We start from the raw sequence: 22,349 nt of genomic DNA on the forward strand, positions 1-22,349 counted from the left end.
GCCAGAGCCCGGCATGACAAGCACAGCGTGTCTGCCAACTTTCAAATTTATCAGAGGTAAAAACTTATAGGGTCTACACATTCGTGCGGGACCAATTACTTCTTTGGGCCAGACATTTTTTTGCTCAGGTAAGTCGGATACCCCAAAGCGAACTGTGCACTACAACTGCCAGAGAGACAAAAAATTATGCCGTCCGATGGCCCTTTTCATTTAAGATGTTGTCTATTTCGACTCGAAGCGCCTTGATCGGCCGCGGCTTCCAGCCGAGCGTCGCGAAGGCAACCATTTCTTGCAGCAGGGCGCGAATTCGCAAATCGACCTCGCCGCCATAAACCGGCCGTCCCCGAATAGCGCCGATCGAGTGCCCCATAAGATAGGCGCGCTCCTCATTATCCATACCAGCAGCTTTCATCCGGTCCTCAAATGAGTGGCGTGTGCAGCTAATCGTATAGTTGCGACTGACCCCTGCTGGAAGTTCTGGAAATAGCTCGTTGTCGCGCAGATAAGCATTCACTTGGCTTGAATAGTTTGCTTTGCCGCGATGCCGAATGAAACCTCTACTGTTCCGCTTCATAGCTTCCAAAGAAGCCCCCATAAGCACAACGGGACGTGTTGACGAAAGGTTTTTGATCTGACGTTTGTTTGGACCGTCCGTGATCACTCGGATTAAGAAATGCGGGATCTCGTTTTCCAGAAAAATATCCTCTTCAGGAAGGTCATAGACTTCCGTACCACGCGTCCCGCTTTCAGCGCAGATAATTGCAATGTCAGAATCTTCTTGGTGATGACCTTCCAAAACTCGCTGACCAATTAACGTATCTCTTATCCACGTTTCCGGAAGCGGCATTTTGCGGCGGTTGTAATCGACTGGGTCAAATGCGGCACTCGTAACTTTCATCCCAAAGAATGGGTTCTTGCGCTTACTACGGGGCAGCCGGATGTCGTTGTAATGCGCTTCGATCATCTGACGGACATAACGTATCTGCTTGTTTGCATAGTTCGCAGACACATCCCCTGATCGATGGCGGCCGATCCAGTAGTCTTCATAATCAGTCGCATCTTGTTCGCTGATGCTCAGGACTGTCCGTTTTCCAATCTGCTTTTTAAAATCGACAGCGGCTCTGGCGAAGTTACTGGACCATTCACGCTTTTGCCTATCGTTTTTCGCTCGAATGTCAGATTTTTGTAAAACGGGCATCCTCTTTGCCATCTCATCAAGCGGGTAATCGGGCAGATCAACCGCACCGAGTAGTGCAGGAACAGCTACGGTATTGACTGTGTCCGCCGTTAATTTGTCGAGGCGATTCAAGATTTCATCAACCGTTCCCTTCGCAAGCTCTTCCGTGCTCCGGAAAGTCATTCCCCACCCTTTGAGGAGCTCAGTAGCGGCTTCGAACATGGATCGCTGACCAGTATCGCGACCTGCCCGCAATGCGTCCCAATGCTGCCGAAGTGCTTGCTTCGCCAAAACACACTGCGTTTCAGCCACCTTACGATCACGTGTTTTGAGAGATCGGTTGATTTCGCGTTTTGGCTCTACGTCCGAATATGCCTTCGGCACACGCACGCGAAGGTAATAAGTGCTGCCTCTCAGTTCGAGGCCAGAGATTGAATTTGTAAGCATGAAAGTGCCCCACAAGTTGCCCCACAAAAAGGCTGTTTCTTTGAAGCTCTGGCAACGAGGGCCGAGAGCAATTACTTCAAAGAAACTGGGACCTTATGTGAAAAAGCGGAAATTTCTAATGTTTTCAAAAGCAATCATCTTCTGGGCACCATTTTCTCAAAATCGTTGATAAGCTTTCCCCTTGGGGGATGCGCGCTTGTGCCGGTTGCGCTACGATTTGATCGAGAAACCTGCTTCAGTTATCGCAAGTCCCACACGAAAAAAACTGCTCTACCTACACGGCAGAACAGTTCCAATTTCAGCCTACTACTGCTCAATTAAACCACAGTTGGGACCGTCATAGTCGACAGATCAACGGTGCGTTCAAATGCTTGGCCTTCCGCATCGAATACGTGGCAATCGCGGGTTTCGAAAGACACATCTACGGCTTGGTCCGCTGTAATCATTTGCGTGCCGTTCAGGACCACGCAGAAATGCTCTTCACGACCGGGAATTGCTGCATAGCCAATGGTTTGCTGCCCCAAATGCTCGACCACGACTGGCGTGATCGACATCGTCGCTGTTCCCGCGCCCAATCTGATGTGCTCGGGGCGGATGCCCAGTGAAACGTCGGTGCCGATGAGCCCATCACGCTTTGCAGCAGGAACATCAACCTCCACGCTCAGTGACTGACCATATAGATCAACCGTGATCGCGTCGTCAGAAACGGACTGCACCCTAACAGGTAAGAAGTTCATGCGCGGGTTGCCGATGAAGCCCGCGACAAAGGTATTTTCCGGCTTGTGGTATAGTGCAAGTGGTGCGCCGACTTGCGCGATGTAGCCGCCGTTCAGTACAACAATCCGGTCGGCCATTGTCATCGCTTCAACCTGATCGTGTGTCACATAGACCATCGTCGCGCCAAGCTGTTTGTGCAGGCGCGTGAGTTCGATCCGCATGTCGGCCCGCAGGGCAGCGTCTAGGTTCGACAAAGGCTCGTCGAACAGGAAAATCTCGGGCTGGCGCACAATCGCGCGGCCAATGGCGACACGCTGGCGCTGACCACCAGACAGGTTGCCCGGTTTTTGCTGAAGCTGCTTATCAAGATGCAAGATCGCCGCGGCAGCTTCTACCTTTTCGCGGATCACAGCCTCAGAGGCTTTTTCGACGCGGAGCGGGAACGCGATATTCTCGTAGACCGTCATATGCGGGTAAAGCGCGTAGGATTGGAACACCATCGCGATGCCACGTTTTACGGGCGCAAGGTCGTTCACACGTTTACCGTCAATGACAATATCGCCACCAGTTGTGTGCTCTAGTCCCGCGATCATCCGCAGTAAAGTTGACTTCCCGCAACCCGACGGCCCCACAAAAACGATGAACTCGCCTTCGTGCACGTCCAGCGAAACACCCTTTACGACTTCAATGATGCCAAAGGTCTTCACGATATTTTTCAAGGATAGCTGGCCCAACGGGGTTCTCCTGACGGTTAGAAATGGTGGAATACCCGACGCATTGGGTAGATGTGACCCAGCCGTTAAATCACAACGGCTGGGTCACGTGAGTGGTGGTTCTATTTGTAGTCTTCGAGGTCAGCGGCTGCTTCTGTCAGCGCGTCTGCTGGTTCAGCGTCGCCTGTGACAACAGACTGGACCATTTCGATCATGACGTTCTGGAAGCCTTTGTAGTCAGTGAACAGTGGCTCTGGACCGCCAAATTCGATCCCGTCAACGAACGGTTTCCAATATGGACCGGCTTCGACCATCGCATCAACGGCTGGGCCGGGACGCAGTGGTGTCAGGCTTGCCGCACCGCCGCCTTCGTAGGCTTCTTGCACAACTGGAGACGTGATAAACTTCGCGAATTCGATCGCTTTGTCTTCAACGCCAGAGCCTTCAAAAATCGCCAATGAATCGGTGATCAAAAGCGTACCTGGACCTTTTGAGCTAGGCCCAACAGGTAAATCAGCAACACCCCAGTTGATGTCGGTGTCTTGCAACATAAACGCCGCACCAACGGATGTTTGGATCATGCCAACGGATTCATCCAAGAAGATCGCACGGATTTCATTCTGCTCATATGCAGTCGCACCTTCGACAGAGTAAGGCGTGATGTCTTTGTAAGCTTGAAGCGCCGCCAGTACTTCTGGGCTATCCATCGTGATGTTGCCTTCACCATCGATGATTTGACCGTTGTTAGTGTAAACCCAATGCAGGAACTGGTGCATGGTGTTGTCAAACGTCTTGGCTGGCAGACCGTAGCCAGCAGCGTCCGTATTTTCAGTGATCTGACGCGCGAAATCAATTGTTTCGGCCCAAGTCGTTGGTGGCGTTTCTGGGTCGAGACCAGCCGCTTCAAAGATGTCTTTGTTCCAGTAGAACGCTTTGGTCGAGAACGCGATTGGCACGCCCCACTGCTGGTCTTCGATCGTCACGGTGCCGACGATATTCGGATAATAACCCGCTTTTTCTTCGTCGGTCATTGGCACGGGAACGATCAATTCGTTCAGCGCGAATTCTTTTAGTGTACGCGAACCGACATAGGCCATCGCAACGGGGCTACCCGCAACCGCAAGTGTTGTGGCTTTGTCTTGGCACTGCGCCCAACCTACGACTTCCGGTGTCACGGTCCAGCCGTCGTTCGCGGCTTCCCATTCTGCGATGTATTGTTCGTGAACAGGGTCGATGGCATCGCCACAATAAATCCAGCTGATATCCTGTGCCATCGCAGGCAGCGCCGTGGTGCCAGCCAGCATCAGGCCGATCAGGCTATTTTGAACAAGAGTTGTCATATGTCGTCTCCGTGTTGTTGTTAGGTTTTTTATTCGTTTCTTATTGTTTTACTGCGCCAGCGGTCAGGCCACCGACGAGATAGCGTTGTAGGAAAAAGATGATGACCATCGCCGGTGCAATTCCGACGAAACTCGCCGCCATCAGTTCGTTCCAGATCACCTCTTGCTTGCCAAAATAAGCAAACAGGCCAACCGGTAGAGGCATAAATTCGGTCTTAGAGTTGAACGTCAGCGCAAAGATAAATTGCTGCGCGTAGGCACCGATGAACGTCATGATCGCGACCACGATGATACCCGGCCGTGCGATAGGCAGGATCACGCGGCGGAACGTGTAGAACTGCGATGCGCCGTCCATGTAGGCCGCTTCGTTCAACTCGTTCGGGATGCGCATCATGTAGGTCCGCAGTAACCAGATCGCCGAAGGGATCAAGAACGCAGCACCCGGCACGATCATCGCGTAATACGTGTTCAACAGACCCAATGTCCGCATCAAGCGGAACAACGGGATCAACAGCACCGCGCCCGAGAACATTGAGACGGCGAGGAAACCGCCCAAGACCATCGCCATACCTTTGAACTTGAAACGGGCAAAGGCATAGGCGGCCGGCACGACCAAGATCAGTACAATGATCGTTGAGACAACCGAGATGAACAGCGAGTTAAAAATATAGCGGCCAAAGCGCGGAACGCTGACCCACATGGTGCGGTACGCTTCGAATGATCCGTTTTCAGGCCAGAACGAATAGGGCGTCGAGAACAATTGCGCCAGCGGCTTGAGACTGACTAGGAACCCTTCGACGAATGGTGCCAGCATGAAAAACAGGAACGCTGCGATGCCCAGATAGATGCCGATCAGTTCGACAACGCTATAACGGTCGATCATTGCGCGGGTCTCGTGAGAGCGAAATAATTTACGTGCCATGGTCCCCTCCTATGCTTTCTGGCCGCCCGCAAGTTTGCGGGTCATGCGGAAATAAGCGATGCAGAACAACGACAAGAAGATGCAGATCACCACAGCGCGTGCAGCGCCTTCGCCGTAGCGTTTCGATCCGATAGCGGTCGAATAGGTGTCGATGATCATGGTTGTTGTACTGCCGGACGGACCACCTTGGGTCAAAATCCAGATGATATCAAAGCTGTTGAAGGTCGCGATCAGGGACAGCATCGACATGGTGATAATCGCAGGTGCCATGAGCGGCACCGTGATCCGACGGAACCGTGTCCAGCGGCTTGCCCCATCGGTCCATGCTGCCTCGTATAAATCGCGTGGGATCGACTGGATCGCGGCGAGGAAATAGATCGTGACCATCGGCACACCGATCCAAACGTCAGTGACAATCGTCGCCCAATAGGCGGAACTGCCATAAGCAAGAAACGCAACTGGCCCGTCAGACAGTCCGAACCATTGCAATAGACCCGAAATCATCCCGAATTGGCCGTTATACATCCAGCCCCACATGAAAATGCCGATAGCCATTGGCACGATCCACGGTGGCATTGTCAGCAGCCGGAACAGGTTCCGACCCGGCACAGCACAATTCAACAGAACCGCGCCAAACGTGCCAATCACCATCTTCAGCAGGACCGAAAAGAACGTCCATGTGAACGTGCGGATGATGATTTCGAGAAAGTCTTTGTCAAAGATTTTCAGATAGTTCGTCCAGCCCACATAGTTCGTGGTCTTGCGCAAAGATGCATCCGTAAATGACAGCCGGAACGTTTCGATCAGCGGCCAAGCTACAATCACCAAAACATACAAAATTGCTGGGGTCAGAAGAGCCCACGCAAATATCCATGCTGCGCGGTTCTGGGTCATGCCACAAAATCCTTGGTGACGAATGCGTTGTCATACTTGTCCCAAATCGGACGCATATCGACGACCTGTTTGCTACGGCGTGCATCATCCATCACCAGCGCAAGAATACCTGCCTCTAGCGCATCTAGCGGCGACACGGGCAGCGGGCCGCCGTGCATCGTGTGCGCGATCACTTGTGCCGCCATTTCTTCGTCCGCGCCATAATGCTGCGATAGTTTGCTTTCTGCATAAACTTTGTCGATTTTGGTTTCTTCGGTCAGCACATCGGTGACTTTGAAATTCGCGCGGATAAAGTCGCCTTCGGCCTGCCCTTTGGTGCCGAAAACAGCAAAGCGGCGGAATTGGTCTGGGGCGTTCAGGTTGGTATGAAAATTCATGCCGACACCATTTGCGTATTCAATAATCGCTACCTGATAGTCGATGATGTCGCCGTCGCTGTCAAAGACCTTGTCGGACCCGTTCCAACCAGATGGCTTGCGGTGATAGATATCCAGATCGTTGATACCTTCGTTGCGCGGATCATTTTCAGGAATAAACGTCTTGCGCCCACCAAAGCTGGCGACACGTTCAGGACGCGCACCAATCAGACCATTGTAGAGGTCCAGATCGTGGCAGCATTTTTCTAGCATAAAGCTGCCGGACCATTTCTCGTAGCGCCGCCAATCGCGCATGAAGAATGCGCCATGATACGGGTAGATATGCTCGGCGGCCTCGACGGACACGATGTTACCTAACATGCCATCGTCGCGCGCAGTGATCAGGTCGCGATACAGCGGCGCATAGCGCAGCACCAATCCGACCATCAGATTTTCAGGTCCGAATTTACCCATCAAGGCAGCAAGTTCGTAGGTTTGTTCGATTGTGGAAACGATCGGCTTTTCCGAGAACACTTTGTTCCCGGCCTCAAGCCCCAAACGAATGTGATCAAGATGCAGATGATTTGGCGACCCAATCATCAGCAGGTCGTAACCGCCCGCCTTAACCAGCTCTTCAGGTGATGCAAAAGAGGTGCCAGCGCCGATGCCATGCTCGTCCAACGTGGCCATGCCCGCTGGCTCTGGATCAAAGTATCCAACGATCTCAAAGTCCGGATCCATCTGGCTAAAGACATACCCAAGATACCCAAGCCGGAACCCAAGACCGATGATGGCAACTTTCATGTCGCACCCCTGTGAAGAAATTTCTTTTCTGATTTTGTGACGGAAACCAATCAAACGTCAAGAAATATTCACATATTTGTTATGATTTCTTTCAACTATGTAATTTCTTTTCACGCACTGCCGAAAAACCGACCTTTTACACTTTGAACACACTACTTAGGCAGCAGCGGTTTCACATCGTTGCAGCCCGAGAATCGCAGCCCCGACCAGACCTGGCTCAATCGGGCACTGGGCAGGCACGACCAACGGATGTTTGATCTGGCGCAGACACTTTTCACGCACTGCCGAATCGAGCGCGGCAATCAACTTTGGCGCATTCGACAAGCCACCGCCAACAGCGATGATCCCCGCGCCGAGCATATTCTCCGTCATCGCCAATGGCCCTGACAGCAGCATCAACCACACCGAAATCGTTTTGCTTGCCTGCACGTCGTCAGCGTCCCAGCCAGCCACAATCGCCTGACTGTCCACAGTCGCACCATGCAAATGACGGTGCAGCCGCTCCAGCCCCCGCGCCGAACAGATCGCGTCCAAACATCCAACCTGCCCACAGCCGCATGCGAATGCTGGCAGCGTCACGGCGGGGTCGTCGAAAACCCGCTGCGCAATGGGGCCATGGCCAAGCTCGCCCGCGAATCCGCCAGTACTATTAATCAACTGCCCGCGCACGACGATCCCGCCACCCACGCCAGTGCCAAGGATCAAACCAAACACCACATCATGCCCGCGCCCAGCGCCAACGGTCGCTTCTGCCAACGCAAAGCAGTCCGCATCGTTGGCAAGCACCACGGGCAGACCCAAAAGTGTTTCAAGTTCGGACTGCAAGCGTCGTCCAGTCAGGCATGGAATATTCGCGACTTTCGCAACACCGCTGTCAGGGTCCAACACGCCCGCAATCGAAAAAGCGACTGCTTGCGGTACTTCGTCCGCCTCGGAAATCACCCCGCGCAACACGGCCACAAAGCTGTCGAAGTCGTCGGTTGGCGTGGTGATCCGCCCTTTGGGGATCACTTGCTCGGCGCTATAGGCCCAAGCGACTTTGATCGCCGTCCCGCCGATATCGAAGCACAAAATCATACGTTCGCCCCGATCCGTTGCCCTGCGATCCAAGTCCCTGCGGCCGTCACATCAGACGTCAGGTTAAAGAAATCGGCACGCGCACCGGGCCGCAAATGGCCGCGATCTGTAATGCCCATCGCTTGTGCAGGCGCGAGTGACGCAAGATTTAACGCAACCTCCAACGGCAACCCAAGCGACTGATGCACATATCGCACCGCGTCGATCAGAGCGATATCAGCACCCGCAAGCGTCCCATCCGCAAGCGTGAGCCGCCCGTCCGCGCGATAAATTTGACGCCCGTTCAGGGTGAAATCGGTCAGATCAGTGCCAATCGTCGACATCGCGTCCGAGACGAGAAATACGCTCGCCGGACCCGCTTTGCCACGTAGTGCGATCCGCATCGCGGCGTCCGACACATGAAAACCGTCAGCGATCAGCCCTGCCCAAAGACGCCCATCATCCAATGCCGCACCAACGAGGTTCGGCGCGCGATGCTGCAGCTGGCCCATCGCGTTAAACAAATGTGTGACCATGCTGACGCCAGCATTCGCATATTCGCCAGCCATCGCGGCGTCGCAGCCCGTATGGCCAAGACTGACGGTCACGCCAGCGTCGGCAAGGGCCATGACCTGATCCAAGGACACAGACTCGGGCGCAATTGTGCAGATCATGTGATCAAATGCGCTTGCCGCTGCGGTCAATGCAGCAAGGTCAGACGCATCCATCGTGCGGATCAACGCAAGATCATGCGTGCCTTTTCGCGCAAGATCCAGATGCGGCCCTTCTAGATGCAACCCCAGAAAACCGGACGCGCCTAGCGCGTCTCGTCCCGCATTGATCGCCGCATGGGTATTGTCAGCTGTGTCCGTGATCAGCGTCACCATCACCGCCGTTGCTCCAAACGTGGCGTGCGCAGTGCAGATTGTCTCAATACCTGTCGCCGTGATGTCATTGTTGAACAACACACCACCGCCGCCGTTGACCTGCAGATCGACCAAGCCCGGCACAAGCGCGCCCTCAACCCGTTCAGCATCGGGCGCATCACGCGCATGGACAATGTCCAGCACCAACCCATCCGCGACAATCAACGCGGCATCATCGTGCCACGTTGATCCATCAAAAATCCGATGCGCGTGAAAGGCTGTGCTTTGGGTCATACCAACGTCTTACCAAACCGTACCGCGTGCGGCGACCGGAATGACCCGCGTGACAATGCCATCACGATGAAACACCATGCGGTCGAACAAGTTTGTCACCACGCAGGTATGGTTCGGGATCACGCGGACTTGGGTGCCGACCTCTGGCAGTGGTGCGGTGCACGCGGTCAGATCAACGACAGCGTGCTCTTCTGACAGCGATACAATTCGCGCACCCGGCAGCCCAACGATTTCGCCGTGATCCGCAAACCCGAGCAGGTCTGACGTCAGCGCCTTTGACCCTGCATCGAGAACCGCACGTGTCGGCGTTGGCCGCGACACCACCGTTGCAAGCACATGCATCGCGAGATCATCCGCCGTGCATTCGCCCGCCCGCACCATCGAACGGTCGTTATAGACATAGGTTCCAGCACGGTGTTCCGTAGCACTTGGCACCATATGCGCCGCGAACAGGTCGGGGCTACCGCCGTTTGAACGCACCGGACAATCGATCCCTAAATCAGCAAGCAGACCCATCGTAGTTTGCAAAAACGCCTCGACATCCGCAGCACCACCAACAGCCGGATAAGTCAAAACGCCAGCAAAGCGCAGACCGTCCGCGTCATTGATCAGCTGCGCCAAAGCAACCGCAGCCTCGGGCGTCTGTACGCCGCAGCGCCCAGCGCCTGTGTCACATTCGACCAGCACCTCCAGCGGCTTGCCGTCGCTGAACGCCTGCGCCAATCCTGAAATTGTCGTTGGGTTATCCGCAACCACACGCAATGTCGCGACACGCTCATTCAGTGCCTTCAACCGCGCCACACGGGCAGCACCCAGCACGTTGTAAGTGATCAAGATATCGTCAAAGCCTGCGTCCGCGAACACCTCGGCTTCGGTTACTTTTTGGCAATTGATCCCAATCGCACCCGCATCAATCTGCTGTTGCGCCACGGCAGGAATTTTGTGGGTTTTGATATGCGGCCGAAACGGCAAGCCATGCGCCGTCAGGTAATCCTGCGCACGAGCAATGTTTGCCGCTAGACGATTTTCGTCGATGACTGGCATCGGGGTCAGCACGTCAGCCAGCGGCGTGCCTACGGTGGGCCATGGAAAATCCATATCAGTCATCCTGCATAAACGGGTTTTCGACGCGCGGCCAAATGTCGGGACGCACGAAACGGTAGGGGTTGGTCGCTGGATCATTCGGATAAGGTTTTCCCGCCGAACAATACAGAATTTCAGAGGCAATTGGCGCAAAGGCAGCGTAGAAATGATTGGTAGATTTAATCACCAAAATCTTCTGCGCCAACGGATCAATGCCCATCGCGGTGAACAGCGACGGATCATAGCTTTGGGCGCGGACAGTGTTCAGGATCACGTCGATACCAATCTCATTGCCATCAGTATCGAGTAACGCAATCCGTGCGGCAGGGCCGAATGGCACGACACTTTCGCCGAACACCATCTCTGCGGTCTCGGAAAGAGTCACGACCTTGATCATCGCATCCACCGGATCGCCCGTCAGAGGCGCGGATTTCGCACCAAAGCGCAAAGGCATCACAGCGCCTTCGCCAGCAGCCATACACAATTGCACCGCAATCGGGTCCCAGATCGTGCCAACAGCAACGCCAGTCGCCTTTTGCGCGATCAATTCCTTCAACACGACAGTCGCGTCGCCCGCAGTACCGCCACCCGGATTGTCCCACATATCGCTCAACACAACAGGCCCATCCGTGGCATCCATCGCGGCACGCACTGCGGCGTGTTCATCCATCGACGGCATCATGTGCTTGCCACGGTTTGCGAATAACTCCTGACCCAAGCGTTCGGCTATCGCCTCGCCATGGGCCGCCGCATCATCGGTAATCACAATCATCTTTGTGCCCATCTCAGGCACATCACCTGCCATAAACCCGTGAATGGCAGACACTGACAGCACTTGTGCGTCCGTTTTTTCCAACGCGAACATGCGATCTACAAAGCTGCGCATTGGCTCACGAGAGGTTGGGAACACGTCGATCATCCGACAGTCATACGTTGACATGACCGGCTTAATCCGCCCTTCAAGCGTATCCACAACCAACGCCCACAGATCAACGGCGCGATCAACGAAATCGGTATGAGGGAATTCTTTAAACGCAACAAAAAAATCAGCCGCAGCAACACGTTTCGCGGTCAGATGGCTGTGCGGGTCCAATTCGGCGCAGACTAAAACATCAGGCCCGACAATATCGCGGACCCGCGCGAGCAAGTCGCCTTCGGGATCAATGCAGCCTTGCGCGACCATTGCGCCATGCAAGCCCAACACCACCGCATCCACAGGCATCGCGGCCTTGAGTTGCGTCAGGATTTCATCGCGCAACCCGACATGCGCGGCCCCTGACACCAATCCCGCAGGGTCGGCCCAAGACGCGCTGCCCTCGATCAAGGTCCAGCCTTTATCCGCGCAAACTTTGCGGCCCACAGGAATAGGCGCAGTGCACAACGTCGCCGTTGCAGGATGCGCACCCGGCGCGGCGTAGAAAGAGGCTTCAAACGCGAGACGGTCAATCACGATAGGCGAAAACGTGTTCGTTTCCGTCGCCATCGCCGCAACAAAAATGCGTTTTGTATCTGTCGCGGTCATTATTATTCCTTGATATGCGGCAGGTATCCAACAAATCCTGCGATTTTCCAACGGCCCTCTTGGCTTCGGCACCAATACAATGTCTGCCAATTCATCCGTTCAGCAGGACCATCGGTGCGCGCCAGATGCCCATCGAACTTCTTGCGCACCAAAGCCGTGTCGCCAGTGATTTCAATCTCTTCCAGTCGAGTCGCGTGAAAGATGCCATCGCGCGGATCGCCTTCGTACACCCCAGCATCGCGCCCAACTGCAAAGTCCTGCGCCTGTTTGACCCAATCATCGCGATACGCTTCCAAGGTCGGGTAGGCCAAATCGTACTTGTTTGGGTCATCCTGAAAATGACCGCTCACGCCGGTAAAGTTCTCGGCAATAAAGTCGCCAGCCACTGCGGACCAATCGGCCGTTACAAATGCGTCGATGTCGCGCTGCACCAGCATCTCCCAGATTGCGCTACGATCGGCGTCGGTTTGGGGAAATGGGTTGCGGAAAGGGTCACGTTGAGTCGTCATTTTACTGGTCCCATGAAATTCATTTCTACAATGCAACAATTTCTCTGGAAAAATCCAGTTGATTATGCCTCAATAGCGATGAAATACGAAAATGAATTTCGGAAACGTCGAAAATCAGGGATTTGCATGAAAATCGCACGGATTGCGGCAACCCTCTGAATAACGACCATCGTGAATGGACCGCACGGCGGCAAGGAGTAACATGACTGATCCTTCAGATAGCTCATTTGCTGCGGGCACCACTTCTGCCGGAAATCTTATCGTCGCACTGGCCGATGAAGACGGCCGTTTGTCCGCGATGGAAAAGAAACTAGCGGAATCGGTCCTGGCCGACGTGAACTACGCGACAAGCGCCTCAATCACCGACATTGCCACCCGCGCAGGTGTTTCACCGCCCACCGTGACGCGATTCTGTCGCAGATTGGGTTGTGCGTCATTCTCCGACTTCAAAGTGCAGCTGGCCAAAAGCGCTTATGTCGGCTTGCGGTATCTCAAACCTGAATCCGTGACAACAACGCCGGAGCAAGTCGCCGAAGATATCGTCACCAAAGCGCAAAACGCGCTTTTCGAAATGCACCGCTCGCTTGATCTCGACGCTGTGAATGCGGCAGTGGCGTTGCTGGCCAAGGCCGAAATGATCTATGCGTTCGGGTCCGGCGGCAACTCTACCATGATCGTCAACGAATTGCAGAACCGCCTGTTCCGGCTTGGATCGCGGATTTCTGCATCGAACGACCACGGCATGAACTTGATGCTGTCCGCCGCAGTCCAGCCCGGCACAGTCGTGTTCGGATCATCGATATCAGGCCGTAACATAGAACTGACGAACTGCTTTGCGCTGCTGCGCGAACGTGGCGTTCCCACAATCGCGTTGACCCAGGCAGGCACGCCGCTGGCTGCGAATGCGGATGTCGTCATTGCGATAGAACTCCCCGAAGGCCGCAACATTTTTCGTGCAACATCAACACGTTACGCCACACTGGCTGTCGTCGACATCATCGCGAACCTTGTGGCCTATCAAGACCGCAACAAATCAACGCGGATCTTGCGCGGCATCAAAGAAGAATTGGTCAAGCAACGAGACGGCGGCGACGATAGCCAAATCTTGGGCGATTAAACATATCTATCCGGTGCGTCAGCGGCCGCGCCGGTCAGGTTCAACTTGCCGCCAACGAGGACTACAATGACGTCACGCATTGCCATCATCACCGGAAGCGCCGGCGACATCGGCCGCGCAATTGCTGCCCGCCTGTCAAACGACCACGATATCATTGTCCTTGCCGACCTTGATCTAGAGGCCGCGACACGTGCCGCTGAAAAACTAGGCGACGGGTTTGTGCCGATGAAACTGGACGTCACCGACGCCGACAGTTGTGCCGCCATGGCCACGGCAACAGCGGCGATGGGCGACGTCGTGACGCTTGTGAACAACGCGGGTGCGTCCCGCGCCGTCAGCTTGCACAGCACCTCGGTTGAGAACTGGCAGCTAGATCGGTCGCTGAACCTCGATGGCGCGTATTTTGTGTTTCAGGCGCTTGCCGATCAACTGATCGCGTCCAAAGGCGCTATCGTGAATATCGCCTCGGTCAACGGTATGGGTGTTTTCGGGCACCCTGCCTATTCCGCAGCCAAGGCCGGCATGACCCACCTGACCAAACTGATTGCGGTAGAATATGGCAAATACGGCATCCGCGCCAACACAGTCGCCCCCGGCACCGTCCGCACCCAAGCATGGGAAGACCGCGCAGTCGCCAACCCCAACGTGTTCGAAGAAGCGGCAGAGCATTACGCCCTAGGCCGGATCGTCAATCCCGATGACGTGGCTGAAGCCGTGGGTTTTCTCGCCTCGCCCTTGGCCGCTGCGATTACAGGCGTGTGCTTGCCCGTCGATTGCGGTTTGACCGCTGGCATCCCCGCCCTTGCCCGTACCTTTAGCCAATCCGACGATTACTAAGATCGCACCCAACAGGACCTCCCGATGACCTACTTTCTCGAAAACACGTGGCTACCGACGCCTGCGCCAGAAGGCACTTGGAGCTTTACGCTGACCAACCTGTCCGACGCACCGCTGGCCGACTTCAAACTGTCCCTGACGTCGATCACGCGGATCATGCCGACCTATGACCTAACCGGGGCGACCTTTCTGCGCCGCTACGCGAACTTCCACGAATTTGAACCTGCCGACGCCACGCCAATCGCACCTGGTGAAAGCTGGTCGTTCGAGGTGACAGGCATCAACCGGTCGCCATTCCACCGCAATGACGCAGCCAAAACCGCGTGGATCACGCTAGCCGATGGCACGCACACCATAGTCCAAGTCGGCGACCTGATGCACGCGGGCGAAGCACCTGTGCGGCCCCGCGAACGCCTGCCAGAAGGCAAGCTGACGCTTCCTTTTGCATTACTGCCTTGGCCAAACCAGATCGACGCGACCGCAGGTGCAGCACCCGTCATTCTGTATGCAGCCGACGACGTCAGCGTTGCTGACAAGCGGTTAATGTTGGCGATTGACGCATTGCACACGCGGCTTTTCCCGACTGCACAGACCGTGTTCCAGCTGACACCGGCCCTTGGTGGTCGCGCTGTCAACTTTGCAGAGGATGGGAGCCTGCCAACCGAAGGCTACCGCATCACATTCGAAGACCAGATCACGGTCACGTCCAGCGCTACCGAAGGCCGCCGCTACGGCCTGATCGCTTTGGCGCAAATCCTGCATGGCGCCTACGCCGATCCGGATTACAAATTCCCCGCCACTGGCACAATCGACGACGCCCCGCGCTATGATTGGCGCGGCTGCCACCTCGATGTGTCGCGCCATTTCTGGTCCCACGACGAGGTTCTGCGCGTGGTCGATATGCTCGCGTGGCAGAAACTGAACAAATTCCACTGGCACCTGACCGATGACGAAGGGTGGCGTGCTGAAATCCTCGCCTATCCAGAACTTACCCAAGCCGGGGCGACACGCGGTGCGGATGTGCCTGCAATGTTGCCGCAACTGGGCGACGGATCAGAGACAAAACACGGGTTCTACACCCAAGACCAGATGCGGGCCGTTGTTGCCCACGCAGGCGACCTTGGCATCGAAGTCATGCCCGAAATCGAAATGCCCGGTCATTCGGCCTGCGTTCTAGCCGCACTTCCGCAGCTTGTGGACCCTGATGAACCCGCAAACAGCTACTATCCGGTGCAGGGCTATTTCAACAACGCACTGAACCCAGCGGTGCCCGAAACCTTTACCGTGCTGGAAACCGTGTTCGACGAACTCGCCACAATTTTCCCATCGAAATACATCCACATCGGCGGCGACGAAGTGGCCAGTAACGCGTGGATGACGTCACCTTTGGCGCTCGCTTTGATGGAAAAAGAAGGGCTGAAAGGCACGTTCGAGCTACAAAGCTGGTTCTTGCGTAAAATCAAAGAAACCCTGACCGCACGCGGTAAAATCATGGTCGGCTGGAACGAGATCGCACATGGCGGCGGTGTCCCACCCGAAGGCACGTTGCTGATGGCATGGGAAAACCCGCAGGTCGGGATCGAATTGGCGTCACAAGGCTACGACGTCGTGATGACACCGGGTCAAGCCTACTACCTCGACATGGTGCAAAGCGACGATTGGCTGGAAAATGGCGCAGGCTGGGCGGGTCCGGTGACGCCAGAACAATCCTACACCTACGAGGCCGAAGGCGACTTTCCGCCCGAATTGCGCGGTCAAATGCGCGGTGTGCAGGCCTGTATTTGGTGCGAACACTTCACCACACGGCAATGGTTCAACGATCTGGTCTTCCCGCGTCTCAGCGCCGTGGCAGAAGCCGCATGGACCCAGACCGAAAACAAAGACTGGCAACGCTTTGCCCGTCAGGTGCGTCTGCATCCCGAACTTTGATCAAACGAGGGGCCGTTCGCGGCCCCACCCTACTCTGACACCTCCCCAAAGGACCAAAATCCATGCGCATCGCTGTTGGCGGCATCCATACCGAATGCTCGACCTATTCCCCCGTTTTGATGAACATCGACGACTTCCGCGTCATGCGCGACGATGAATTGACCGCCGATCCTTATTTTGGGTTCCTGCACGATTTCGACGCGACAGTAGCCCCATTATTGCACGCCCGTGCCGTTCCGGGTGGTCCGCTGTCTGCTGAAACTTACCAAACCTTTAAGGCCGAGTTTCTGGACCGGCTTGAGGCTGCGAAACCATTTGATGCGGTCTATCTCGCGATGCATGGCGCGATGCACGTGGACGGGATGTTCGATGCCGAAGGCGATTGGATTTCCGCCGTGCGCGCAGCCGTTGGCCCCGACATGTTGATTGCGGTCAGCTACGATTTGCACGGCAATGTCTCGCAAAAGATCGTCGATCAGGTCGATATTTTCGCAGCTTACCGCACCGCACCACATATCGACGTGACGGAAACAATGGCTGCATCTTACGACATGCTGATCCGCGCGATGAAAACGGGCGAACGCCCCGGCGTGGTGCGCGTGCCGGTGCCGCTTCTTTTAGCGGGTGAACGGTCGTCGACCGAAGACGAGCCTGGAAAGTCGCTATACGACGCCCTACCAAACCATGAAAACGCCGATGTCTGGCGCACCGATCTGATGATCGGTTACGTCTGGGCGGATGAACCACGCGCGACAGCCTGCGCCGTTGTCACAGGCACCAGCCTCGCCGCTGCCGAGATAGCTGGCCGCGCAACTGCAACCGCGTTCTGGAACGTGCGCGACCAATTCCGCTTTGGTCCCACCACTGGTCCGCTGGACGAGATGTTAGATATCGCAGCGACCACCACGACACGCCCCCTGATTTTGGCCGATAGTGGTGATAATCCAACAGGCGGCGGCGTCGGGGATCGCGGCGATGTGCTGGCCGCGTTGATTGCGCGTGACTGGCAGGACGCGCTGATCGCAGGCATCACTGATAGACCTGCGGTTGATGCATGCTTTGCGGCGAAGGTTGGCGCAACCGTCTCGCTAAAAATCGGCGCGTCCCTCGACCCTGCTGGCGGCAGTGTCACAGCCGACGCGCAAATCATCACGCTTCACGCGGGCAACACCCCAGCAGAGCGCCAAGCCGTTGTGAAAATCGGCGGCGTAACCGTGGTGCTTGCGGCAAGGCGCAGACCGTACCACGACATCGCGGACTTTACGCTGCTCGGGCTGGACCCGAAATCCGTCGCACTTTTGGTCGTCAAGTCAGGCTATCTTTCGCCCGAACTCGCACCCATCGCGAACCCGAACCTGATGGCGCTGACCCAAGGCGTCGTGAACCAAGACATTCCGCGCCTTGCCAACAAGCACCGCCCAAAAGGCACCGTTCCTTTTGACACCATCACAGATTTCACGCCAACGCCCTGCCCCTCAATCCGGTTCGAAAGCTAGTCAATGAACCCATGGTTTTCCATATTACGCGACCATAAAGTCGTGCGCGCCTCGGCTGCCGCGATTTTTCTCTACGGTTTCGCAGGCGGGGCATCGGCACCCTATCAGGCCGTCATCGGTATCCGCGAATTGGGCCTGTCGGACAACACCTACGCGGCCGTGGCTTTGGTATCGTCGCTTGCCAATGTGATGCTCGCGATCCTGAGCGGTTTTTTGTCGGACCGCTTCCAAAGCTACCGCACCCCACTGCTCGTCGTGTCGGTTTTTGGCGTCGTCGGGTATGGGGCCGTTTGGCTAAACCCGACACCGCTGACGTTTATCGTGGCTACGGTTGCGCCGTTGGCCTTGTTTCACGCCACCAACTCGATGCTCTTTGGCAATGTGCGGGCACACACTGAAACCTTTGATCCAGAAGAAGCCAACATCGCCAATTCACTGATGCGCATGATGGTTTCGCTGGCGTGGGTAATCGTCCCTGGTATTGTCGGCCTGATTTTGGCAACCCAAGAGAGCATGATCCTGTCCTATCTCTTTGCGGCAATCGCTGCGGGGGGCTGTTTTTTGATGATCCTGTTTGGCATCCAACCCGACAAACCACCCCTGCAAGCGGGCGTGGTTGTGACCCGTCCACCCGCAATGCTGGAACTCGCCAAGATTTTAGCACCTGGCACCATCATGAGGATTATGGGCATCGCATTGATCACCCAAGTCCTATCCGTCAACGGTGCTGTCTTGCCGTTGATTGTCACAGGTCGGGCCAACGGCGTGTCAGCTGATATCGGACTAATCGTCGGATTGGTGGCACTGCTTGAAGTTGTATTTATCTTTTTCTGGGCGTGGGTCGTTCGCAAAATCAAAATGACGACGGCACTGATGATCACGGCAGCAATGTATTGCGTGTACTTGGTGCTGCTTTCGTGGACCACGGCACCGTGGCAAGTTTACGCGGTCAGCATCATCGCAGGTTTCGCCGCGGCAGGCGTGATTTCACTGCCGATTAGTTACCTTCTGGACCTCATCAAAGGCCGCCCAGGACTGTCCGCATCACTGATCGCGGTCAATATGTTCTTGGGCGCAGCACTCGGCGCGATGTTCTTTGCGCTCGGCACAACTTTAGGCGGATACGGAACAGCATCGATTTTAGGAGGAATTGGTGGCATCGTCGGTGCAGGGATTCTGTCTTACCTCGAAAGGGACCGCGTATGATTACCCTCGAAGTCTGCGTTGACGACACGTCCGGGATCATTGCCGCGACCAAAGGTGGGGCCGACCGGATCGAACTTTGCTCTGCCCTTGGTGTCGGTGGATTGACGCCATCTGCGGGCTTGATGAAGTTCGCGTCCACCTGCCCACTACCCACAATGGCGATGATCCGCCCCCGCGCAGGCGACTTCGTTTGGACCCGTGAAGAACGCATCGCATTGGTCAGCGATATTCGGGCGATGCGTTACGCGGGACTTGCTGGTGTCGTCATCGGCGCGTCACTGCCAAACGGCGAATTGGATCGCGACGCACTGGAGCAAATGGTCAAAGCGGCCAATGGTTTGGACATCACATTGCACCGCGCAATCGACCTGACGCCCGATGTTGATGGGGCACTGCGAATTTGTCGTGACCTTGGAATCAAACGGGTGTTGTCATCAGGCGGGGCAAAAACTGCGCTTGCGGGAATAGATCGATTGGCGAAAATGGCGACGCACCACGTTACCGTCATGCCGGGCGGCGGGGTCAACGCGCAAAACGTCGCCGAATTGGCGGCCCGCTTTCCACTAACCGAAGTCCACGCGTCTTGCTCTGTCGCACGACCCGCCCCCGAAAACCCGATGATTTCAGAATTCGGTTTTCTTCCTGCAGGGGCGCGGGCGACTGACGCTGCCAGCGTCGCCGCCCTACGCGTCGCGCTGGATCAAATCACGGCGTCGCGCACTTCGGGGTGAACTTCTTCGTAATAGGCGCGTAACGCCAGACTGCTTGCCGCCGCTTCGTCCAAAACAACCGTGACTTTTCGGTGCATCTGTAGGATCGACGCGGGACACGCGGCGGAAATCGGACCTTCGATCATTTTGGCTGCGACCTCTGCTTTGCCTTCCCCATAGGCCAGCAACACGATTTCATCGGACCGCATGATCGTGCCAATTCCCATCGTGATCGCAAGCCGTGGCACATCGTCAAAAGCATCAAAATACCGCGCATTCGCTTCGCGCGTTGAGCGGGTCAATGTCTTGATCCGCGTGTGCGATGTTAGACTAGATGTTGGTTCATTAAATCCGATGTGCCCATTTGCACCCAAGCCCAACAATTGCAAATCAATATCGCCCGCCGCCGCGATTGCGGCTTCGTAACGGTCCGCCTCTTGCGTTGCATCGGCGACGTCACCGTGCGGCAGAAATGCAAAATCGGGACGCATATCCACATGATTGAACAGCTTTTCGCGCATATAATGCCAATACGAACAGGCATGATCCGGTTTCAACCCGACATATTCATCCAGATTGAACGACTGCGCCTTGCCCATCGACATTTCACCGGCATTATAGCGGGTGATCAGACGATCATAAACGGATTCCATCGTGCCGCCGGTCGCAAGTCCCAGAACCGCATCCGGTTGATGGGCTAAACGATCCGCGAGCAATCCAGCGACACAATCTGCCGCCGCTGCCTGCGTTTGATAAATCAAAACCTTCATCGGATCATCCCGCCTTTTGGGTTACAATGGCTTCCACGCCAGCACGTCGATTTCCACTTTCGCATCAACCATCAAGCGGGACTCAACGGTCGAACGCGCAGGTGGGTTTGCACCAAAATGTTTCGCAAAAACCGCGTTGAACGAAGAAAAGTCGCGGGCATCATCCAGCCAACAATTCAGCTTCACGATGTCTTCCATGCCGCAACTTGCGAGTGCCAGCACTTCTTTGATGTTCGCGATCACTTGTTCGGTTTGCTCGGCGATGCCGCCAACGACGACTTCACCATTTACAGTCGGCACTTGGCCGGAAATGTGAACATAATCACCGGCACGAACGGCTTTTGCAAAGGGGCGTTTTTGACCGCCAGCTTGTGTATCAGCGGTGTCGTAACGGATAAGGCGTTGCTCGGACATAAGGTACTCCAAATAAAGAGGGATTTCCTTGTCAGAGTACCCTGAAAAGTAGTCAATCAGCAAGCAAACAAGGGCATTTCCGAGGTGTTTTTACCCCACTTTGCGCGATCTAAATTGGTCGCTGCAATCACACTTGAGTGACTCTATGTTGGAAATTGCGCAGCATCGTCATTATCTGTACTCGCGAAGACCTGATCAAAGGAACTGCGACATGAAATATGTAAAAAACCAAGACGCGATCGACAAACTGACGCCTGAACAGTTCCGTGTTACACAGCAAAACGGCACAGAACGCGCCGGAACTGGTGAACTGACGGGCAACAAAGAGCCGGGAATTTACGTTGATATCGTATCGGGCGAGCCACTGTTCGCGTCGTCCGATAAATTCGAATCCGGTTGCGGCTGGCCAAGTTTTACCAAACCCATCGTGACCGAATTTGTGACCGAACATAGCGACGAAGGCTTCGGCATGATCCGCACCGAAGTCAGATCCAAGCACGGCGACAGCCATTTGGGTCATGTTTTTAACGACGGTCCACGTGATCGCGGCGGCCTGCGTTACTGCATTAACTCTGCCAGCTTGCGGTTTATCCACCGTGACGAAATGACCGACGCAGGCTATGGCGACTACATTGATCAAGTGGAGGATATCTAAATGACGGAACGTGCAGTTCTCGCCGGTGGTTGTTTTTGGGGTATGCAGGACTTGATCCGCAAACTGCCCGGCGTGGTTGATACGCGTGTCGGTTATACTGGCGGCGACATTCAAAACGCGACCTATCGCGACCACGGCGACCATGCGGAAGGTATCGAAATCATATTTGATCCTGCCCAAACCAGCTATCGCGCCTTGTTGGAATTCTTTTTCCAAATCCACGATCCATCAACCCCGATGCGCCAAGGCAATGACCGAGGCCCGTCATACCGGTCCGCGATTTACTACACGGACGATGCCCAGCGCGACGAGGCGTTGAATACAATCGCCGACGTAGACGCCTCTAGGTTGTGGCCGGGCAAGGTTGTGACAGAGGTCGAACCCGTTGGTGATTTCTGGGAAGCAGAGCCAGAACATCAGGACTACCTTGTGACCCGTCCGAACGGATATACCTGTCACTTTGTACGCCCAGATTGGGTTTTGCCGCGCCGCGAAGCCGCAGAATAAAACAAGTC

At 55.5% G+C, this 22,349-nt stretch carries 21 protein-coding genes; 8 read left to right on the forward strand and 13 right to left on the reverse strand.

Annotated features, from left to right (window positions below; translation table 11 throughout):
* Nucleotides 1–184: 184 nt before the first annotated feature.
* From FHS72_RS03850 to FHS72_RS03900, 11 genes are all read right to left on the reverse strand, one after another.
* Nucleotides 185–1,624, reverse strand: a complete 1,440-nt coding sequence (locus FHS72_RS03850) for a DUF6538 domain-containing protein (protein WP_183525846.1) — start codon at nt 1,622–1,624, stop codon at nt 185–187.
* A 317-nt stretch (nt 1,625–1,941) separates the two neighbouring features.
* Nucleotides 1,942–3,075, reverse strand: a complete 1,134-nt coding sequence (locus FHS72_RS03855) for an ABC transporter ATP-binding protein (RefSeq protein ID WP_183525848.1) — start codon at nt 3,073–3,075, stop codon at nt 1,942–1,944.
* A gap of 101 nt (nt 3,076–3,176) precedes the next feature.
* On the reverse strand, nt 3,177–4,394 hold the full coding sequence (locus FHS72_RS03860; RefSeq protein WP_183525852.1) for an extracellular solute-binding protein: 1,218 nt from the start codon (nt 4,392–4,394) through the stop codon (nt 3,177–3,179).
* Between the two features lie 40 nt (nt 4,395–4,434).
* Nucleotides 4,435–5,316 carry a carbohydrate ABC transporter permease gene (locus tag FHS72_RS03865; RefSeq protein WP_183525855.1) on the reverse strand — a complete coding sequence of 294 codons (882 nt, stop codon included), beginning with the start codon at nt 5,314–5,316 and terminating at the stop codon, nt 4,435–4,437.
* Between the two features lie 9 nt (nt 5,317–5,325).
* Complete coding sequence (locus FHS72_RS03870; protein WP_183525858.1) at nt 5,326–6,210, reverse strand: carbohydrate ABC transporter permease; 885 nt, start codon at nt 6,208–6,210, stop codon at nt 5,326–5,328.
* Nucleotides 6,207–7,370 carry a Gfo/Idh/MocA family protein gene (locus FHS72_RS03875; protein WP_183525861.1) on the reverse strand — a complete coding sequence of 388 codons (1,164 nt, stop codon included), beginning with the start codon at nt 7,368–7,370 and terminating at the stop codon, nt 6,207–6,209. The genes FHS72_RS03870 and FHS72_RS03875 overlap by 4 nt, the downstream gene beginning before the upstream one ends.
* 156 nt (nt 7,371–7,526) lie before the next feature.
* A complete protein-coding gene (locus FHS72_RS03880) occupies nt 7,527–8,447 on the reverse strand; it encodes an ROK family protein (RefSeq protein WP_183525864.1) in 921 nt (306 codons plus the stop codon).
* Nucleotides 8,444–9,586, reverse strand: a complete 1,143-nt coding sequence (gene nagA / locus FHS72_RS03885; RefSeq protein ID WP_183525867.1) for an N-acetylglucosamine-6-phosphate deacetylase — start codon at nt 9,584–9,586, stop codon at nt 8,444–8,446. The genes FHS72_RS03880 and nagA overlap by 4 nt, the downstream gene beginning before the upstream one ends.
* Nucleotides 9,587–9,595: 9 nt before the next feature.
* Complete coding sequence (locus tag FHS72_RS03890) at nt 9,596–10,684, reverse strand: D-TA family PLP-dependent enzyme (protein ID WP_183525870.1); 1,089 nt, start codon at nt 10,682–10,684, stop codon at nt 9,596–9,598.
* Nucleotide 10,685: 1 nt separating this feature from the next.
* Nucleotides 10,686–12,191, reverse strand: coding sequence for a M81 family metallopeptidase (locus tag FHS72_RS03895; RefSeq protein WP_183525873.1), 1,506 nt, complete (start codon nt 12,189–12,191; stop codon nt 10,686–10,688).
* A gap of 2 nt (nt 12,192–12,193) precedes the next feature.
* A complete protein-coding gene (locus tag FHS72_RS03900) occupies nt 12,194–12,700 on the reverse strand; it encodes a hypothetical protein (protein WP_183525876.1) in 507 nt (168 codons plus the stop codon).
* Nucleotides 12,701–12,902: 202 nt separating this feature from the next.
* Here FHS72_RS03900 and FHS72_RS03905 point away from each other — a divergent pair, with 202 nt between their 5' ends.
* From FHS72_RS03905 to FHS72_RS03930, 6 genes are all read left to right on the forward strand, one after another.
* Nucleotides 12,903–13,817 carry a MurR/RpiR family transcriptional regulator gene (locus FHS72_RS03905; protein ID WP_183525878.1) on the forward strand — a complete coding sequence of 305 codons (915 nt, stop codon included), beginning with the start codon at nt 12,903–12,905 and terminating at the stop codon, nt 13,815–13,817.
* Between the two features lie 66 nt (nt 13,818–13,883).
* Nucleotides 13,884–14,654: an SDR family oxidoreductase gene (locus FHS72_RS03910; protein WP_183525881.1), complete on the forward strand. Its 771-nt coding sequence runs from the start codon at nt 13,884–13,886 to the stop codon at nt 14,652–14,654.
* Nucleotides 14,655–14,678: 24 nt separating this feature from the next.
* Nucleotides 14,679–16,583: a family 20 glycosylhydrolase gene (locus tag FHS72_RS03915; protein WP_183525884.1), complete on the forward strand. Its 1,905-nt coding sequence runs from the start codon at nt 14,679–14,681 to the stop codon at nt 16,581–16,583.
* A 62-nt stretch (nt 16,584–16,645) separates the two neighbouring features.
* Nucleotides 16,646–18,079 (forward strand): M81 family metallopeptidase, encoded by a 1,434-nt coding sequence (locus FHS72_RS03920; RefSeq protein WP_183525886.1) that lies wholly within the window; start codon nt 16,646–16,648, stop codon nt 18,077–18,079.
* Nucleotides 18,080–18,082: 3 nt separating this feature from the next.
* On the forward strand, nt 18,083–19,285 hold the full coding sequence (locus FHS72_RS03925; RefSeq protein ID WP_183525889.1) for an MFS transporter: 1,203 nt from the start codon (nt 18,083–18,085) through the stop codon (nt 19,283–19,285).
* Nucleotides 19,282–20,016 carry a copper homeostasis protein CutC gene (locus tag FHS72_RS03930; RefSeq protein WP_183525892.1) on the forward strand — a complete coding sequence of 245 codons (735 nt, stop codon included), beginning with the start codon at nt 19,282–19,284 and terminating at the stop codon, nt 20,014–20,016. Before FHS72_RS03925 ends, FHS72_RS03930 begins: the two co-directional genes overlap by 4 nt.
* Here the strand turns inward: FHS72_RS03930 and nagB are convergent.
* Nucleotides 19,986–20,765 (reverse strand): glucosamine-6-phosphate deaminase, encoded by a 780-nt coding sequence (gene nagB, locus FHS72_RS03935; RefSeq protein ID WP_183525895.1) that lies wholly within the window; start codon nt 20,763–20,765, stop codon nt 19,986–19,988. The genes FHS72_RS03930 and nagB overlap by 31 nt on opposite strands.
* Before the next feature lie 21 nt (nt 20,766–20,786).
* Complete coding sequence (locus FHS72_RS03940) at nt 20,787–21,179, reverse strand: RidA family protein (protein WP_183525898.1); 393 nt, start codon at nt 21,177–21,179, stop codon at nt 20,787–20,789.
* Between the two features lie 211 nt (nt 21,180–21,390).
* Here FHS72_RS03940 and msrB point away from each other — a divergent pair, with 211 nt between their 5' ends.
* Together msrB and msrA are read left to right on the forward strand one after the other, a co-directional pair.
* The gene (gene msrB, locus FHS72_RS03945; protein WP_183525901.1) at nt 21,391–21,834 is read left to right on the forward strand and encodes a peptide-methionine (R)-S-oxide reductase MsrB; all 444 of its coding nucleotides are present in this window, start codon (nt 21,391–21,393) and stop codon (nt 21,832–21,834) included.
* A complete protein-coding gene (gene msrA / locus FHS72_RS03950) occupies nt 21,835–22,341 on the forward strand; it encodes a peptide-methionine (S)-S-oxide reductase MsrA (protein ID WP_183525903.1) in 507 nt (168 codons plus the stop codon).
* The last annotated feature ends 8 nt before the right edge of the window (nt 22,342–22,349 follow it).

It is taken from the genome of Yoonia ponticola, from assembly GCF_014199395.1.
Lineage (GTDB): Bacteria > Pseudomonadota > Alphaproteobacteria > Rhodobacterales > Rhodobacteraceae > Yoonia > Yoonia ponticola.

What these genes read in the sequence shown, in the direction of transcription:
- FHS72_RS03850 (WP_183525846.1), bottom strand. Translation starts at nt 1,624, where the DNA reads ATGCTTACAAATTCAATCTCTGGCCTCGAACTGAGAGGCAGCACTTAT.
- FHS72_RS03860 (WP_183525852.1), bottom strand. Translation starts at nt 4,394, where the DNA reads ATGACAACTCTTGTTCAAAATAGCCTGATCGGCCTGATGCTGGCTGGC.
- FHS72_RS03865 (WP_183525855.1), bottom strand. Translation starts at nt 5,316, where the DNA reads ATGGCACGTAAATTATTTCGCTCTCACGAGACCCGCGCAATGATCGAC.
- FHS72_RS03870 (WP_183525858.1), bottom strand. Translation starts at nt 6,210, where the DNA reads ATGACCCAGAACCGCGCAGCATGGATATTTGCGTGGGCTCTTCTGACC.
- FHS72_RS03875 (WP_183525861.1), bottom strand. Translation starts at nt 7,370, where the DNA reads ATGAAAGTTGCCATCATCGGTCTTGGGTTCCGGCTTGGGTATCTTGGG.
- FHS72_RS03880 (WP_183525864.1), bottom strand. Translation starts at nt 8,447, where the DNA reads ATGATTTTGTGCTTCGATATCGGCGGGACGGCGATCAAAGTCGCTTGG.
- nagA (WP_183525867.1), bottom strand. Translation starts at nt 9,586, where the DNA reads ATGACCCAAAGCACAGCCTTTCACGCGCATCGGATTTTTGATGGATCA.
- FHS72_RS03890 (WP_183525870.1), bottom strand. Translation starts at nt 10,684, where the DNA reads ATGGATTTTCCATGGCCCACCGTAGGCACGCCGCTGGCTGACGTGCTG.
- FHS72_RS03895 (WP_183525873.1), bottom strand. Translation starts at nt 12,191, where the DNA reads ATGACCGCGACAGATACAAAACGCATTTTTGTTGCGGCGATGGCGACG.
- FHS72_RS03900 (WP_183525876.1), bottom strand. Translation starts at nt 12,700, where the DNA reads ATGACGACTCAACGTGACCCTTTCCGCAACCCATTTCCCCAAACCGAC.
- FHS72_RS03905 (WP_183525878.1), top strand. Translation starts at nt 12,903, where the DNA reads ATGACTGATCCTTCAGATAGCTCATTTGCTGCGGGCACCACTTCTGCC.
- FHS72_RS03910 (WP_183525881.1), top strand. Translation starts at nt 13,884, where the DNA reads ATGACGTCACGCATTGCCATCATCACCGGAAGCGCCGGCGACATCGGC.
- FHS72_RS03915 (WP_183525884.1), top strand. Translation starts at nt 14,679, where the DNA reads ATGACCTACTTTCTCGAAAACACGTGGCTACCGACGCCTGCGCCAGAA.
- FHS72_RS03920 (WP_183525886.1), top strand. Translation starts at nt 16,646, where the DNA reads ATGCGCATCGCTGTTGGCGGCATCCATACCGAATGCTCGACCTATTCC.
- FHS72_RS03925 (WP_183525889.1), top strand. Translation starts at nt 18,083, where the DNA reads ATGAACCCATGGTTTTCCATATTACGCGACCATAAAGTCGTGCGCGCC.
- FHS72_RS03930 (WP_183525892.1), top strand. Translation starts at nt 19,282, where the DNA reads ATGATTACCCTCGAAGTCTGCGTTGACGACACGTCCGGGATCATTGCC.
- nagB (WP_183525895.1), bottom strand. Translation starts at nt 20,765, where the DNA reads ATGAAGGTTTTGATTTATCAAACGCAGGCAGCGGCGGCAGATTGTGTC.
- FHS72_RS03940 (WP_183525898.1), bottom strand. Translation starts at nt 21,179, where the DNA reads ATGTCCGAGCAACGCCTTATCCGTTACGACACCGCTGATACACAAGCT.
- msrB (WP_183525901.1), top strand. Translation starts at nt 21,391, where the DNA reads ATGAAATATGTAAAAAACCAAGACGCGATCGACAAACTGACGCCTGAA.
- msrA (WP_183525903.1), top strand. Translation starts at nt 21,835, where the DNA reads ATGACGGAACGTGCAGTTCTCGCCGGTGGTTGTTTTTGGGGTATGCAG.